14 protein-coding genes are annotated in these 13,932 nt (G+C 70.8%); 5 read left to right on the forward strand and 9 right to left on the reverse strand.

Translation table 11 applies throughout. The features are described from left to right. The first annotated feature begins 4 nt into the window (after positions 1 to 4). Complete coding sequence (locus AB0K67_RS17820; RefSeq protein WP_364060615.1) at positions 5 to 1,285, forward strand: Gfo/Idh/MocA family oxidoreductase; 1,281 nt, start codon at positions 5 to 7, stop codon at positions 1,283 to 1,285. Further along, positions 1,275 to 2,339, forward strand: a complete 1,065-nt coding sequence (locus AB0K67_RS17825) for a hypothetical protein (protein ID WP_364060619.1) — start codon at positions 1,275 to 1,277, stop codon at positions 2,337 to 2,339. The genes AB0K67_RS17820 and AB0K67_RS17825 overlap by 11 nt, the downstream gene beginning before the upstream one ends. On the opposite strand, the gene AB0K67_RS17830 is transcribed toward AB0K67_RS17825, so the two are convergent. The 7 genes from AB0K67_RS17830 to AB0K67_RS17860 form a co-directional block, all read right to left on the reverse strand. Beyond that, positions 2,311 to 4,095, reverse strand: a complete 1,785-nt coding sequence (locus tag AB0K67_RS17830) for an ABC transporter substrate-binding protein (protein ID WP_364060622.1) — start codon at positions 4,093 to 4,095, stop codon at positions 2,311 to 2,313. The two genes, AB0K67_RS17825 and AB0K67_RS17830, sit on opposite strands and share 29 nt — an antisense overlap. An 18-nt stretch (positions 4,096 to 4,113) precedes the next feature. Continuing rightward, entirely contained in the window at positions 4,114 to 4,389 is a 276-nt protein-coding gene (locus AB0K67_RS17835) for a DUF2160 family membrane protein (protein WP_364060625.1), read from the reverse strand. Beyond that, positions 4,390 to 5,211 carry a carbohydrate ABC transporter permease gene (locus AB0K67_RS17840; protein ID WP_364060628.1) on the reverse strand — a complete coding sequence of 274 codons (822 nt, stop codon included), beginning with the start codon at positions 5,209 to 5,211 and terminating at the stop codon, positions 4,390 to 4,392. Between the two features lie 5 nt (positions 5,212 to 5,216). Next, positions 5,217 to 6,170: a sugar ABC transporter permease gene (locus tag AB0K67_RS17845; RefSeq protein ID WP_364060631.1), complete on the reverse strand. Its 954-nt coding sequence runs from the start codon at positions 6,168 to 6,170 to the stop codon at positions 5,217 to 5,219. Then, positions 6,167 to 7,270, reverse strand: a complete 1,104-nt coding sequence (locus tag AB0K67_RS17850) for an ABC transporter ATP-binding protein (protein ID WP_364060634.1) — start codon at positions 7,268 to 7,270, stop codon at positions 6,167 to 6,169. The genes AB0K67_RS17845 and AB0K67_RS17850 overlap by 4 nt, the downstream gene beginning before the upstream one ends. Next, positions 7,263 to 8,354 carry an ABC transporter ATP-binding protein gene (locus AB0K67_RS17855; RefSeq protein ID WP_364060637.1) on the reverse strand — a complete coding sequence of 364 codons (1,092 nt, stop codon included), beginning with the start codon at positions 8,352 to 8,354 and terminating at the stop codon, positions 7,263 to 7,265. The genes AB0K67_RS17850 and AB0K67_RS17855 overlap by 8 nt, the downstream gene beginning before the upstream one ends. 90 nt (positions 8,355 to 8,444) lie before the next feature. Continuing rightward, positions 8,445 to 8,999: a TetR family transcriptional regulator gene (locus tag AB0K67_RS17860; RefSeq protein ID WP_364060640.1), complete on the reverse strand. Its 555-nt coding sequence runs from the start codon at positions 8,997 to 8,999 to the stop codon at positions 8,445 to 8,447. A 102-nt stretch (positions 9,000 to 9,101) separates the two neighbouring features. Here AB0K67_RS17860 and AB0K67_RS17865 point away from each other — a divergent pair, with 102 nt between their 5' ends. Beyond that, the gene (locus tag AB0K67_RS17865; protein ID WP_364060643.1) at positions 9,102 to 10,241 is read left to right on the forward strand and encodes an FAD-dependent oxidoreductase; all 1,140 of its coding nucleotides are present in this window, start codon (positions 9,102 to 9,104) and stop codon (positions 10,239 to 10,241) included. Positions 10,242 to 10,346: 105 nt separating this feature from the next. On the opposite strand, the gene AB0K67_RS17870 is transcribed toward AB0K67_RS17865, so the two are convergent. After that, positions 10,347 to 10,775 carry a MarR family winged helix-turn-helix transcriptional regulator gene (locus AB0K67_RS17870; protein ID WP_364060646.1) on the reverse strand — a complete coding sequence of 143 codons (429 nt, stop codon included), beginning with the start codon at positions 10,773 to 10,775 and terminating at the stop codon, positions 10,347 to 10,349. A gap of 65 nt (positions 10,776 to 10,840) precedes the next feature. On the opposite strand from AB0K67_RS17870, the gene AB0K67_RS17875 reads away from it, so the two are divergent. Then, positions 10,841 to 11,230, forward strand: coding sequence for a VOC family protein (locus tag AB0K67_RS17875; protein WP_364060649.1), 390 nt, complete (start codon positions 10,841 to 10,843; stop codon positions 11,228 to 11,230). A gap of 48 nt (positions 11,231 to 11,278) precedes the next feature. Here the strand turns inward: AB0K67_RS17875 and AB0K67_RS17880 are convergent, their stop codons facing one another. Continuing rightward, positions 11,279 to 12,070 (reverse strand): SDR family oxidoreductase, encoded by a 792-nt coding sequence (locus AB0K67_RS17880; protein WP_364060652.1) that lies wholly within the window; start codon positions 12,068 to 12,070, stop codon positions 11,279 to 11,281. Between the two features lie 98 nt (positions 12,071 to 12,168). Between AB0K67_RS17880 and AB0K67_RS17885 the strand changes: the two genes are divergently transcribed. Further along, positions 12,169 to 13,734 (forward strand): DUF4434 domain-containing protein, encoded by a 1,566-nt coding sequence (locus AB0K67_RS17885; RefSeq protein ID WP_364060655.1) that lies wholly within the window; start codon positions 12,169 to 12,171, stop codon positions 13,732 to 13,734. Positions 13,735 to 13,932 lie beyond the last annotated feature (198 nt).

Here is a 13,932-nt window from a genome sequence, read left to right on the forward strand (position 1 = left end):
AGTCATGAAGTACGCGTTCGTCGGGCTCGGGCACCGCGCGCAGATGTACGTCGACGCGCTGCTCGGAGATTGGCGCGACGCCGGCACCATCGTCGCCCTGTGCGACACCAACCGGACCCGCATGGACTACTACGTCGAGCGGATCGGCCAGAAGGTGCCGTGCTTCGCCCCCGATGAGTTCGACAAGGTGCTCGAGCTCGCCGACGCGGTCATCGTCACCACCGTCGACGCCACGCACGCGACGTACGTGTGCGCGGCGCTCGACGCGGGCCGCGACGTCATCGTGGAGAAGCCGCTCACGATCGACGCCGACGGCTGCGCGGCCATCGCCGCGGCGGCGGAGCGCAGCAGCGGCAAGCTGATCGTCACCTTCAACTACCGGTACTCGCCGCGCAACTCCGCGGTGCGCCGCCTGCTGAAGGAGGGCGCGATCGGCGAGGTGACGTCGGTGCACTTCGAGTGGACGCTCGACACCATCCACGGCGCCGACTACTTCCGCCGCTGGCACCGCGACAGGGCCAATTCCGGCGGCCTGCTCGTGCACAAGTCCACCCACCACTTCGACCTGGTCAACTGGTGGCTGGACGCGGCGCCCGAGATGGTCTTCGCGCAGACCGGCCTGCGCTTCTACGGTGCCGAGAACGCCAGGAAGCGCGGGCTCGGCGAGCGGCCCGAGCGCGCGCACGGCGCGCCGGGTCTCGGCAGCGACCCGTGGCTGCTCGACATCTCCGCCGACGAGCGGCTCAAGCGGCTCTACCTGGACGCCGAGCACGAGGACGGCTACCTGCGCGACCAGGACGTCTTCGGCGAGGGCATCACGATCGACGACAACATGTCGGTCATGGTCCGCTACACCAACCAGGCCGTGATGACGTACTCGCTGCACGCCCACGCTCCGTGGGAGGGCTACCGGGTCGCCTTCAACGGCACGGCCGGCCGGCTGGAGCTGGACGTGGTGGAGCGGGAGTGGACGCCCGTCCACGCCGCCATCGACCCGAGCGCCGCCTCCAAGGAACACGCCACCGGGTCCTCCGAGCGGCTGCTGCTGCGCCGCCACTGGAGCCCGCCGGAGGAGATCCCGATCGAGCAGGGCGCGGGCGGGCACGGCGGCGGCGACCGCCTGCTGCTGAACGACGTCTTCCGCGGCCCCGGCGACGACCCGCTGGCCCGCCAGGCGGGTTACCGCGACGGCATCCGCAGCGTGCTCACCGGTCACGCCGCCAACGTCTCCGCCAGGACCGGCGCCCCGGTCCTGCTCGGCGACGACGGGACCCGTGTTCTCTGAGCTCGCCCCCATCGCCGCCGCGCAGCTCGGGCTCTATCCCACCCTGCCGGGGCCCGAGCTGCGCGCGCGGGCCCGCGACGCCATCGGCGTGCTCGACCTGAGCGCGGACGACGTCCGGGTGGAGCGCTCCTGGACCGACGGCGACCTGTACGGCGAGGAGCTGTCCTGGTCGGTGGGCTTCGGGCCGCGCACGCGGGCGTACCTGCTGCGCCCGCGCGCGGCGGGCGGCCCGCTGCCCGGTGTCGTGGCGCTGCACTGCCACGCCGGCATGAAGTGGGCGGGCAAGGAGAAGATCGCCGACGGCCCCGGGGAGCCCAGCCCCGAGGTGCGCCGGCTGCGCGACGAGCTCTACGGCGGCCGGGCCTTCGCCAACGAGCTCGCCAGGCGCGGCTTCGTGGTGCTCGCGCACGACGTGTTCGTGTGGGGCAGCCGCCGCTTCCCGCTGGAGCTCCCCGAGCGGGAGGGGCTTAGCGAGGCCGACAGGTACGACCTGGCCGCCCGCGACCACGAGCACGTCGTGGCCAAGCACTGCGCCGCGCTCGGCACCTCGTTCGCGGGCGTCGTCGCGGGTGAGGACCTCGCGGCGGCGGCCTACCTGCGCTCGCGCCCCGACGTGGCCGAGGTCGGCTGCGTGGGGCTGTCGGGCGGCGGGCTGCGGGCCGCGCTGCTCGGCGCGTTCGACCCGGAGATGCGCGCGGTCGTGGTGGCCGCCATGGCCTCCTCCTACCGCGACATGCTCGGCGGGCACGTCGAGCTGCACACCTGGATGCTGTGGCCGCCCGGCCTGCCGCGCCTGGGCGACTACCCCGACCTGGTGGCCGCCCGCGCACCCGCGCCGCTCATGGTCCAGTACGCCACCCGCGACCGCCTCTTCCCCGATGAGGGCATCCGGCGGGCGCACGCCATCATCGGCGAGCGCTACCGCGAGGCGCCCGGCGCGTACGAGGCCGTCTTCGCCGACGTGTCGCACTGCTTCGACGTGCCCATGCAGGAGCGGGCCTTCGCCTGGCTGGCCGCGAACCTCGCTAGTTCCCCTGCTTCCACGTCGCGATGAGCTTGTCGTAGTCCACCGTCTGCGGCTTGCCCCGTTCGTCGGCCAGCTTCGGCACGGGCGCGCCCGGCTGGTCGAGCCAGTACTGGGCGGGCCGCTCGGGGTTCAGCTTGGGCGCGCACTGGCCGCCGTAGCCCTGCCGCTCGCGCGAGAGCCGCTCAAGCCGGGACAGGATCTCGTCCTGCTGCCTGGCCAGGTTGTCCATCGACTGCTGCGGCGTGGTCTCGCCGGTCACCGCGGTGGCGACGTTCTGCCACCACAGCTGGGCCAGCTTGGGGTAGTCGGGCACGTTCGTGCCGGTCGGCGTCCACTGCACGCGGGCCGGCGAGCCGTAGAACTCGATGAGGCCGCCGTACTTCTTCGCGTTCTCGGCGAAGTAGTCGCTCTTGATGTCGGACTCGCGGATGAACGTCAGGCCGACGATCGACTTCTTCAGCGACACCGTCTTCGACGTGACGAACTGCGCGTACAGCCAGGCGGCGGCGCGGCGGTCCTGCGGGGTGCTCTTCAGCAGCGTCCAGGAGCCGGCGTCCTGGTAGCCCAGCTTGTGCCCTTCCTTCCAGTACGCGCCGTGCGGGCTGGGCGCGATCCGCCACTTGGGCGTGCCGTCCTCGTTGACCACCGGCAGGCCCGGCTTGGTCATGTCGGCGGTGAACGAGGTGTACCAGAAGATCTGCTGGGCGATGTGGCCCTGGGCCGGCACCGGGCCCGCCTCGCTGAAGTTCATGCCGGCGGCCTCGGGCGGGGCGTACTTCTTCAGCCAGTCCACGTACTTGGTGAGCGCGTAGACGGCGGCGGGGCCGTTGGTGTCGCCGCCCCGGGTGACCGAGGAGCCGACCGGGCGGCAGTTCTCCACCCGGATGCCCCACTCGTCCACCGGCAGGCCGTTGGGGATGCCGGGGTCGCCGTTGCCCGCCATCGACAGCCAGGCGTCGGTGAAGCGCCAGCCCAGCGACGGGTCCTTGCGGCCGTAGTCCATGTGGCCGTAGACCTTCTTGCCGTCGATGGTGCCGTTGCCGTTGACCTTGTTGGTGAAGAAGTCGGCGATGTCCTCGTACGCCGCCCAGTTGACCGGCACGCCGAGGTCGTAGCCGTAGGCGTCCTTGAACTGCTTCTTGATCTCCGGGTCGGTGAACCAGTCGTAGCGGAACCAGTAGAGGTTGGCGAACTGCTGGTCGGGAAGCTGGTAGATCTTCTTGTCCGGGCCGGTCGTGAAGCTGATGCCGATGAAGTCGTCGAGGTCGAGCGTGGGGGAGGTGACGGCTCTGCCCTCGCCGGCCATGTAGTCCGACAGCGGCACCACGTAGTCGCCGCGCGAGTGGGTGCCGATCAGGTCGGAGTCGTTGACGTAGGCGTCGTAGATGTTCTGCTCGCCCTGGATCTGGGTCTGCAGCTTCTCGACGACGTCGCCCTCCTGGATCAGGTCGTGCTTGATCCGGATGCCGGTGATCTCGGTGAACGCCTTGGCCAGCGTGCGCGACTCGTACTCGTGGGTGGTGATGGTCTCGGAGACCACGTTGATCTGCATCCCCCGGTACGGCGCCGCCGCCTTGATGAACCAGTCCATCTCGGCGAGCTGCTGCTCCTTGGTCAGCGTGCTCGGGGTGAACTCCTGCGACACCCAGCGCTCGGCCGCCGCCCTGCCCTCCGCCTCCGTGTAGTCGGTCGCCGGCCGCTCGGCGCTCTGCGTGCAGCCGGCCGCCATCACCACCATCGCGGTGAGGGCCGCGACCGCGGATCTGCCTGCCCGATGCCTCATCGTTCGGCTCCTCTTCTGTCATCCCCATATGCCGATCACGACCGCCACGAGCAGCGCGCAGCCGAGCGCGAGCCACATGGACAGGTCGGTGATCGCGATCCAGCCGGCCAGCACGACGGCGGCGCTGATCAGGCCGATGTAGAGCCGGTCACCGCGATCGGTCTCGATGCGCAGGAAGCCCCGCCGTGCCACGGGAGGGGAGATGCGCGCCCAGATCGCCATGATCACCAGCAGCAGGGCGAGCCCGGCGAAGACCAGGGCGGTCGGGACGGTCCAGACCATCCACTCGAACATCTAGACCCTCCCCAGCGCGAAGCCCTTGGCGATGTAGTTGCGCACGAACCAGATGACGACCGCGCCGGGGACGATGGTGAGCACGCCGGCCGTCGCCAGCAGTGCCCAGTCCACGCCGGCCGCGCTCACCGTGCGCGTCATCGTCGCCGCGATGGGCTTGGCGTCGACCGAGGTGATCGTCCTGGCGATCAGCAGCTCGACCCAGCTGAACATGAAGCAGAAGAACAGCGTGACGCCGATGGCCGACCGGATCATCGGCAGGAAGATCTTGATGAAGAAGCGCGGCAGCGAATAGCCGTCCACGGCCGCGGTCTCGTCGATTTCCCGCGGAATCGCGGACATGAATCCCTCCAGGATCCACACCGCGAGCGGGACGTTGAACAGCATGTGCGCGATGGCCACGCCGAGATGCGTGTCGAACAGGCCGACGCTCTGATAGATCTGGAAGAACGGCAGCAGGAACACCGCCGGCGGCGCCATGCGATTGGTCAGCAGCCAGAAGAACAGATGTCTGTCGCCGGCGAACCGGAAACGCGAGAAAGCGTACGCCGCGGGCAGCGCGATCACCAGCGACAGCACCGCGTTCATCGAGGTGTAGATGATGGAATTGAGATAACTCGAATACCACGCGGGGTCGCTGAAGAAAGCCGCGTAATTGTCGAACGTCACCCGCTGCGGAATGAGCGAGAAACTGCCGAGGATGTCCTCGTTGGGCCTGATCGACATGCCGAACATCCACAGCAGCGGCAGCATCAGCGTGGCCACGTACAGCCAGAAGACCGTGCGCGCCCAGGGGAGCCGCCGGCCGGTGGTGCGAGCCATCACCCTCACCTCCCCGACCTGGTGAGCACGGTGAAGAAGACGTAGCAGAACACCTGCACGATGAGGAAATAGAGCAGCGAGAACGCGCCCGCCGGCCCCAGGTCGAACTGGCCGACCGCGATCTTCGACAGCAGGATGCTGAGGAACGAGGTGGCGTTGCCGGGGCCGCCGCCGGTCACCACGAACGGCTCGGTGTAGATCATGAAGCTGTCCATGAACCTGAGCAGGATCGCGATCGTCAGCACCCCGCGCAGGCGGGGGAGCTGCACGTGACGGAACGTGGCCCACGGCGAGGCGGCGTCGATCTGCGCGGCCTGGAAGTACGGCTCGGGGATCGAGCGCAGTCCCGCGTACGCGAGCAGCGCCACCAGCGGCGTCCAGTGCCACACGTCCATGACCAGCACCGTGATCCAGGCGTCGGTGGCGTCGAGCGTGTAGTTGAAGTCGGCGCCCAGCACGTTGTTGACCGCCCAGCCGCCCAGGCCGATGTCGCCGCGGGCGAAGATCTGCCAGATCGTGCCCACCACGTTCCAGGGGATGAGCAGCGGCAGCGCGACCAGCACCAGCGCCACCGAGACCCACACGCCCCTGCGCGGCATCACCACGGCCAGCGCCACGCCGAGCGGGATCTCCAGCAGCAGCACCTGCGCGGAGAACAGCAGCGTGCGCAGCAGCGCCCCGCGCACCTCCGGGTCGCGCGAGATCGACCGGAACCACTCCAGGCCGACGAACACCCGCTCGTGCGGGCCGAAGACGTCCTGGACGGAGTAGTTGACCACGGTCATCAGCGGGATCACCGCCGTGAACGCCACCGACACCACCACCGGCAGCACCAGCCACCAGGCCCGGTTGTCGCGGCGCTTGGGGGTGACGCGGGGCTCGTCGGCTGCGTCCGTGGCGTCCGTGGCGTCCGTCGCGTCCGTGGTGTCCGTGGTGTCAGTCGCGGGTTGCTCGATCACGCGCGGCCCCTTCCGTTCATGGGCGCGAGCGAGCCGCAACGCACCTCGTCCCTGAACAGGAACGTGCGCTCGGCCGGGAAGTGCAGGTACGCGCCGTCGCCCGGCCGGTAGGGCGCGCCGGCCTCGGTCTTGGCGATCACCTTGTGCCCGCCGGCCTCGGTGTGGACCAGGTCGTAGGCGCCCATGCGGTCCACCCCGGTCACCCGGGCGGGCAGGCCGGGGAAGACGCGGAACCCGCCGGCCTTGGCGATCTCGACGAACTCCGGCCGCACCCCGATCCGCACCGGCCCGGGAGGCAGGCCGCCGCCCGCCCTGCCCACGTCGGTGCCGCCGACGCGGACGACGCCGCTGACGACCTCGCCGGGCACCACGTTCATGCCGGGGGAGCCGATGAAGTGGCCGACGAACTCGTGCGCGGGCGACAGGAACAGCTCGGCGGGCTCGCCGGCCTGCACGATCTCGCCGTCCTTGACCACCACGACCTCATCGGCGAACGTCAGCGCCTCGGTCTGGTCGTGGGTGACGTAGATGAGCGTGTGTCCGGTGTCGCGGTGGATCTCCTTCAGCTTGCTGCGCAGCGTCCACTTCAGCGCCGGGTCCACCACGGTCAGCGGCTCGTCCAGCAGGACGGCGGCCACCTGGGAGCGTACGAGGCCCCTGCCCAGGCTGACGATCTGCTGGCGGCCCGGATCGAGCCGGCGCGACCTGCGGCCGAGCACCTGGTCGAGACCGAGCAGGTGGGAGACCTGCCGGACCCTGCGGTCCACCTCCTGCTTCGGCACCTTGCGGTTGCGCAGCGGGAAGGCCAGGTTGTCGTAGACCGACATCTCCTCGTACAGGACGGGGAACTGGAAGACCTGCGCGATGTCGCGGCCCGCCGTGGGCACGCCGGTGACGTCTCGGTCGTCGAAGTAGACGCGGCCCACGGTGGGCGTGATCAGGCCGGAGATGATGTTCAGCAGCGTCGTCTTGCCGCAGCCGCTCGGGCCGAGCAGCGCGTACGCCCGCGAGCTGCGCCACGTCCAGGTCATCGGCTTGACCGCCCACGTCCTGCCGCCGTCGTAGCTGTGGCCCACGCCCTCAAGGCGGATGTCAGCCATGCAGGCCCACCTCCGCCGCCCCGGTGCCGAGCAGCCGCCCGCCGTCCGCGTCGAAGACGAGCACGTGGGCCGGATCGACGTAGGCGAGCGCGGGCTCGCCCGGCGTGTACTGCCGGGTGCCCGGCAGGTGGGCGACCAGGTGACGGCCGTCCTGGAGGCGCAGGTGCAGGAACGTCGCGCTGCCCGTCACCTCGGCGAGCCTGATCTCGGCGGGCAGTTCGAGCGCGCCGGGACGGCCGTGGCCGATCGTCACCTGGTGGGGGCGTACGCCGAGCACGACCTCCTGCGCTGTGGCGTGGGCTCCCGGCGCGGGGATCGACCTGCCGAGCACCTCGATCCTGCCCTCCCTGACGAGGCCGGGCAGCAGGTTGAGCGGCGGGTCGCTGAGCGTGGTCGCCACGGCCAGCGTGGGCGGGCGGGCGTACATGCCGGCGACGTCGCCGACGTGCCGCACCCGGCCCTCGCCGAGCACAACGGTCGGCGCGGCGAACATCAGCGCCTCGGCCGGGTCGGAGGTGGCGTAGAGCACGACGCCGGGTGAGCCGGCGAACATGCTCTTCAGGTCGGCTCGTAATTGCTCGCGCAGCTTGAAGTCGAGGTTGGCGAGCGGCTCGTCGAGCAGCAGCAGATCGACGGGCCTGGCCAGCGCGCGGGCGATGGCGGTGCGCTGCTGCTGGCCGCCCGACAGCTCGGCGGGGCGGCGGCCGAGCAGGCCGGCGATGCCCATGAGCTCGGCCACCTCGCGTACGCGGCGGTCCACGCCGTCGCGGCGGAAACGGGGGTCGAGACGGAGCGGGGATGCGATGTTCTCGTAGACGGTCAGCGACGGATAATTGATGAATTGCTGATAGACGAAGGCGACCGAACGTTTTCGCACCGACATTCCAGTGACGTCTTGTCCGTTCACCAGCACACGGCCTGAATCGGGGGTCTGCAATCCGGCGGCGACCCGCATCAACGTCGTTTTCCCCGCCGTCATCGGGCCGATCAGGGTCGTCATTCCAGGGGATAATTCGAGATTGACGTCGTCGAGCCGGATCTCCCCGCGCGACCGCACGGAGACGCCGTCGAGAATCACCGTCACGGTGCCCGGTCCTCTCTGCTTCCCTCCCTTCATACATGATCTGGTTCGGCCTGCAAAGGTCGCTGTAGTGGCATTTGTTGCGGGTGTTACTCAGGTTTTCTCTTCATTGTCAAGGTCGAAGAAGCGGTGAACGGCGGGGGCTATCGCGGCGACGATTTCCTCCCTGGTCATCGTGGTCAACGGGGGAAATTTCAGGATGTATCGGCATAGGGCCATGCCGAGGAGCTGGGCCGAGATCAGCCCCACCCGCCGGGGATCAGGGGTCAGCGCCGCCACCGCCGGCATGACCTGGGCGGCGAAGACCTCGCGCAGCCGCTCCTCCGCCTGGGCGTTCGTCACTCCCGCACGCAGCAGGACCGGCAGGCTCTCGCCCGGCTCCCAGTGCGACAGGAAGTGGCGCACGAGCGCGGCCGCGACCTCATCGCGCGGCGCGCCGCGCAGGTCGGGCAGGCCGAGGTCCACCTCGCAGGCGGCCGCGAACAGCCGTTCCTTGCTGCCGAAGTAGCGCATGACCATGGCCGGGTCGATGCCGGCGTCGGCCGCGACGGCCCTGATCGTGGCCCGTTCGTAGCCGTCTTCTGCGAAGCGGGCCAGCGCGGCCTCCAGGATGCCCGCCTTGGTCGCGGCTCCGGATCTTCTCGTCATGCCAACAACTGTAGGCCAACATGTGTTGACGTCCATGGGGTGCCGGGCATAATGTCAACGTGTGTTGGTCAACGGATGTTGGCCAACAGTTGAGGAGGACACATGAACGCCACGGACGTCATCGTCGTCGGAGCCGGCCCCGTCGGGCTGACCACCGCCCTGGTCCTGACCCGGCGCGGTCACCGCGTCGTCATCGTGGACGGCCAGGCCGAAGGCGCGAACACCTCGCGCGCCGCCGTCGTGCACTCGCGCACCCTGGAACTGCTCGAGCCGTACGGGGCCACCGGCGACCTGGTCGCCCGCGGGGTGCACACGCCGCGCTTCACCATCCGCGACCGCGACAGGGTGCTGGTGCCGGTGCCCTTCGACGGGCTGCCCACGCGGTACCCGTACACGCTGATGATCTCCCAGGCCGACACCGAGGCTTACCTGCTGGCCCGGCTGGAGGAGCTGGGCGGCCGGGTGCTGCGGCCGGCCCGCGTCACCGCCGTCGCCCAGGACGCCACCGGCGTCACCGCCACCCTCGACGACGGGACCGTGCTGCGCGCCGCCTACCTGGTGGGCGCCGACGGGATGCACAGCCTCGTCCGCGAGCAGGCCGGGATCGGCTTCACCGGCGGCACGTACGAGGAGTCGTTCGTCCTCGCCGACGTGCGGCTGCACGGCGGAGTGCCGAAGGGCGAGGTCATCCTCTACTTCTCGCCCGACGGCCTGGTGGTCGTCGCGCCGCTGCCCGACGGCATGTACCGGATCGTCGCCACCGTGGACGAGGCGCCGCGCGAGCCGGACGTCGCGTTCGTGCAGCGGCTGCTCGACACGCGCGGGCCCGAGGCCGAGCCCGCCGTGGTCGAAGAGGTGATCTGGGGCTCGCGCTTCCGCGTGCACCACCGCATCGCCGACAGCTACAGGCACGGCCGGGTGCTGCTCGCCGGTGACGCCGCCCACGTGCACTCGCCCGCCGGAGGCCAGGGCATGAACCTGGGCATCGAGGACGCCGTCCGCCTGGGCGAGACGCTCTCCGACGTGCTCAAGGGCGGCCCCGACGCGCTGCTCGACGCGTACGCCGCCGGTCGGCGGCCGGTCGCCGAGAAGGTCGTGCGGCTCGCGTCCCGGCTCACCGCGCTGGCCACGGCCCGCGCGGCGGCCCGCCCGCTGCGCAACGCGGTGCTCGCGCTCGCCGGCCGCGTCCCCGCCGTCCGCCGCCGCCTGGCCTGGCAGCTCAGCGGCCTGGACCGACGCTGACTCGGTGGACCTGCGGCCGCCCGTCGTGTTCGGGCCCCATGACGCCTTGGCCGTCCGCCGTTTCAGCCCGTGCGGCGCTTCGGCGCGCCGGGCGTGCACTCCGCGTCAGCGGGTGAAGACCTTGGTGACCAGCTCGTGCAGGAGCTCCCGCTCCTCGGCCGTGAGCGGAGCCAGGGTCTCGCGTTCCACCTCCGCCACCAGCGCTCGGGCCCGGGTCAGCGCCTCCTGCCCGTCGGGGGTGAGCGAGATGCGGTAGCGGCGCCGATCGGCGGGGTCGCGGTCACGTACCGCAAGCCCTGCCGCGATCAGCCCGTCCATCAGCCGCACCATGTCGCTCGGGTCGAGCCCCAGCCGATCGCCGACCTCGCGCTGCGCCGCAGCACCGAAATCGGCCAGCGCCGCCAGCACCGCGAACTCCCACAGGCTCAGCCCCACCTCCTCCGACAGCCGCCCGGCCAGCGCCCGCCGGCTGCCCGTGCCGACCTTGTGCAGCACGAAGGTCGGGAACGCGAGGAGGGTGGGCGGAAGATCCATACGACCAAGTGTATGGTGCTTACCAATAATTGGTTATCACCAACTATTTGGCTTGGAGGCTTTCCATGGACGCTCTCTACCCCCGGCTCCTCGTGCGCGACTTCCCGAAGAGCCTCGCCTTCTACCAGGGCGTGCTGCGCGACCTGCTCGGCGTCGAGCCGGTCAAGGTGCTGCCCGGCTACGCCAACTGGGACATCGCCGGAGAGGCCGGCCTGGTCCTGTTCGACCACGCCCAGCTCGGCATCCCTCCGGCGTCGCCGTCCCAGGAGGGCGGCGCGGACCGGGCGATGCTGGTCATGAAGGTGGACGACGTGGAGAAGGCGGCCGCGATCCTGGAACGGCACGGCGCCACCATGGCCGCCCCGCCCCAGGACCGTCCCGCGTGGGGGCCCACGCTGCGCACCGCGCACCTGCGCGACCCGGAGGGCACCCTCATCGAGCTCCAGTCGTACTGACCCGAGCCCGTCACGGGGACGCAGCCGCTTACGGGCGGGCGGAGTCTCTTACGGGAGGATCGAGTCCACGTAGCCGCCGTCCACCCGCACCGCCGCGCCCGTCGTGGCCGAGGCGAGCGGCGAACTGAGATAGACCACCAGGTTCGCGATCTCCTCAGGCTCGATCAGGCGCTGCAGCAGCGACTGCGGCCGGTGCAGCCGCATGAACTCGCGCTGCGCCTCCTCCCACGGCAGGTCGCGGTCCACGAGCTGGTAGACGAAGTCCGCCACACCGCCGGTGTGCGTCGGGCCCGCGATGACCGAGTTGACCGTGACGCCGCTGCCCGCCGCCTCCTTGGCGAAGCCGCGGGAGACGGCCAGCAGCGCCGTCTTCGACATGCCGTAATGGATCATCTCGGCCGGGATGACGATGGCGGAGTCGCTGGCGATGTACTGGATGCGGCCCCAGCCCCGCTCCTTCATCGCGGGCAGATAGGCCCGGGTGAGCCGGACCGCGGCCAGCACGTTGACCTCGAAGTACCGCCGCCACTCGGCGTCGTCGATCTCCAGCGGCGGCTTGGCGCCGAAGATGCCGAGGTTGTTGATGAGGATGTCGACGTCCGGCAGTGTCCGTACGACCTGCTCGCTGCCCTCCTCCGTGGCGACGTCGCCGGGCGCGGCGACCAGGTCGTACTGCTGTCCCCCGTTGATGCGTTCGATGGCCGCCGTGACCGAGCCCTCGCTGCGGCCGTTGATCCCCACCCGGGCCCCGGCCCGCGCGAGCCCGGTGGCGATGGCGGCGCCGATGCCCTGGGTCGAGCCGGTCACGAGGGCGGTCTTGCCTGTGAGATCGATGCGCACGATGTTCTCACCCCCTGCCCGCCATTGTCGATGATCGCCCGGGACTGCCCGCATCCGGGGGCCGCTGCGTAGTCTGGAGTGGGCGTGAGGGGGTGTGGGTGCACCGGATCCTGTGGCTGGTGGTGGCGGCCGCCTTCGTGGCGAGCCTGGTGGTGCCCGAGACCGAATCACCGGCGACGGACGACGGATGCCCGCCGCGCGACCTGCGGGTCCCCGCCCCCTACGCGGTGACCGGCTACTGGGTGATCCCGCGCGCCGACCCGTGCGTCACCCGCCGCATGGTCGAGGCCGTCCACTCCATCGGCGGCGACACCCTGATCACGTTCGGGCCCCGGTTCGCGGCCGGCCGTCCCGGCCCCGACTTCGCCGCCTGCCAGGTGGACGGGCGGCCGTGCGCCGAGCCGCCCGGCGCGCGGGTGCGGCGCGTCTACACGTACGTCACCAGCGAGGAGTTCGGCGACGGCATGCTGCGCTGCCCCGGGATCGACCGGCGCGTCGAGGTCGAGGGGCGCGTCTTCTACCGCCTGTCGCTGGCCGAGTCGTGTGCCGCCCGCGAGCACGACCTGGTGCTGGTCTCGACTGACGGTGACGGGATCGGTCATCTGATCCGGGAGACGACCGCGTACGGGATGACCGTCTTCCCCGGACTGCCCGCCGCGCCCCAGCGCCCCGGCAAGCCGTGGGAGCCCGACCTCGCCCACACCGCCGCGCTCAACGCCTTCACCGCGCGGGTGCTCGCCGACTACCGGGCGCGGTTCGGCTCGCTGGCGGCGTTCGGTGGGGTGTACCAGTCGTTCGAGCTGGCCGCGCGGGCCCGGTCCGCGCGCGATCCGATCATCTCCCTGTACGCCGCCCAGCACGCCGTGGTCGCCGACGCCCTGCCGGGCAAGAAGATCGTCGTCAGCCCGTACATCGACGCGCGACGGGGGCGCGGGTTCCCGCCGTCGCAGGTGCCTGCGGGCATCGCGGACATCGCGGGCACCCGGGCCGGGCTGCCCATGGCCATCGCCGTCCAGGACGGGCGCGGCACCGGCAAGGTGCCCGTCCACGGCCCGCACGAGGCCGGCGCCGCCGTTGCCGCCCGGCTCGAGCCGGTCGTCGGCGCGGTGACCAACTCGGAGGCGTACTACGGGTCCACCGCCGACTACGTCGAGGCCGCCGCCCGGCGGGTGCCCGACGGGGTCGAGCTGTGGGTGAACATCGAAGGCTTCGAACCCACGCCCGTCCCGGGGGAGTGCGGCCGGGTGGACCCGCTGCCGCTGCGCGGGCGCACCACCAAGGCCCGGCTCGACCAGCAGATCATGGCGGCGGGCCCGCATCCTTCGAAGATCATTTCGTACGGTTGGGACCCGTTCTTCACCTGCCAAGCTCGCCATGACACGCCCTCCCTGGCCGACGACATCGCGGCAGGGTGGCGGCAGCCGATCATCGTGGCGGCGTACAGGAAGGAGCTGAACGGGCGGGCCGGCGTACAGGTCGAGGGCTACAACCTGCGCGGCGGCACTCTGGATTTCGGTGGGACGCGGGTGAAGCAGGAGTGGTACGGCCGCACTTCCCGCCTGGAGTCCGCCTGGGCGCCGTTCGTCCCCACGTCCCCTTGGGTCCCGATCACCGCCACGAACGAGGCGGGGGAGTCGAGCACGAGCCCGTACGTGATGCGCTGACCTCTCAACGGGGTGCACTGGTTCTCGGAGGCCGTCGGCCGGGGTTGCGGCGTGTATCGGCTCCCGGAGGCTGCGAGCCGCCGCTGCGGCCTGCGCTGTTCCCGCGCCGTGCGCTGCTCCTGCGCCGCGCGTTGGCAGGAGGGGTTGCCCCGCCCCACGCCGTGGGTTCCACGCTGAGCGCTGCCCCTGCGTCGTGCG

The sequence above is a fragment of the Nonomuraea sp. NPDC052634 genome, assembly GCF_040678535.1.
Lineage (GTDB): Bacteria > Actinomycetota > Actinomycetes > Streptosporangiales > Streptosporangiaceae > Nonomuraea > Nonomuraea fastidiosa.

What these genes read in the sequence shown, in the direction of transcription:
- AB0K67_RS17820 (WP_364060615.1), top strand. Translation starts at nt 5, where the DNA reads ATGAAGTACGCGTTCGTCGGGCTCGGGCACCGCGCGCAGATGTACGTC.
- AB0K67_RS17830 (WP_364060622.1), bottom strand. Translation starts at nt 4,095, where the DNA reads ATGAGGCATCGGGCAGGCAGATCCGCGGTCGCGGCCCTCACCGCGATG.
- AB0K67_RS17835 (WP_364060625.1), bottom strand. Translation starts at nt 4,389, where the DNA reads ATGTTCGAGTGGATGGTCTGGACCGTCCCGACCGCCCTGGTCTTCGCC.
- AB0K67_RS17840 (WP_364060628.1), bottom strand. Translation starts at nt 5,211, where the DNA reads ATGGCTCGCACCACCGGCCGGCGGCTCCCCTGGGCGCGCACGGTCTTC.
- AB0K67_RS17850 (WP_364060634.1), bottom strand. Translation starts at nt 7,270, where the DNA reads ATGGCTGACATCCGCCTTGAGGGCGTGGGCCACAGCTACGACGGCGGC.
- AB0K67_RS17860 (WP_364060640.1), bottom strand. Translation starts at nt 8,999, where the DNA reads ATGACGAGAAGATCCGGAGCCGCGACCAAGGCGGGCATCCTGGAGGCC.
- AB0K67_RS17865 (WP_364060643.1), top strand. Translation starts at nt 9,102, where the DNA reads ATGAACGCCACGGACGTCATCGTCGTCGGAGCCGGCCCCGTCGGGCTG.
- AB0K67_RS17870 (WP_364060646.1), bottom strand. Translation starts at nt 10,775, where the DNA reads ATGGATCTTCCGCCCACCCTCCTCGCGTTCCCGACCTTCGTGCTGCAC.
- AB0K67_RS17875 (WP_364060649.1), top strand. Translation starts at nt 10,841, where the DNA reads ATGGACGCTCTCTACCCCCGGCTCCTCGTGCGCGACTTCCCGAAGAGC.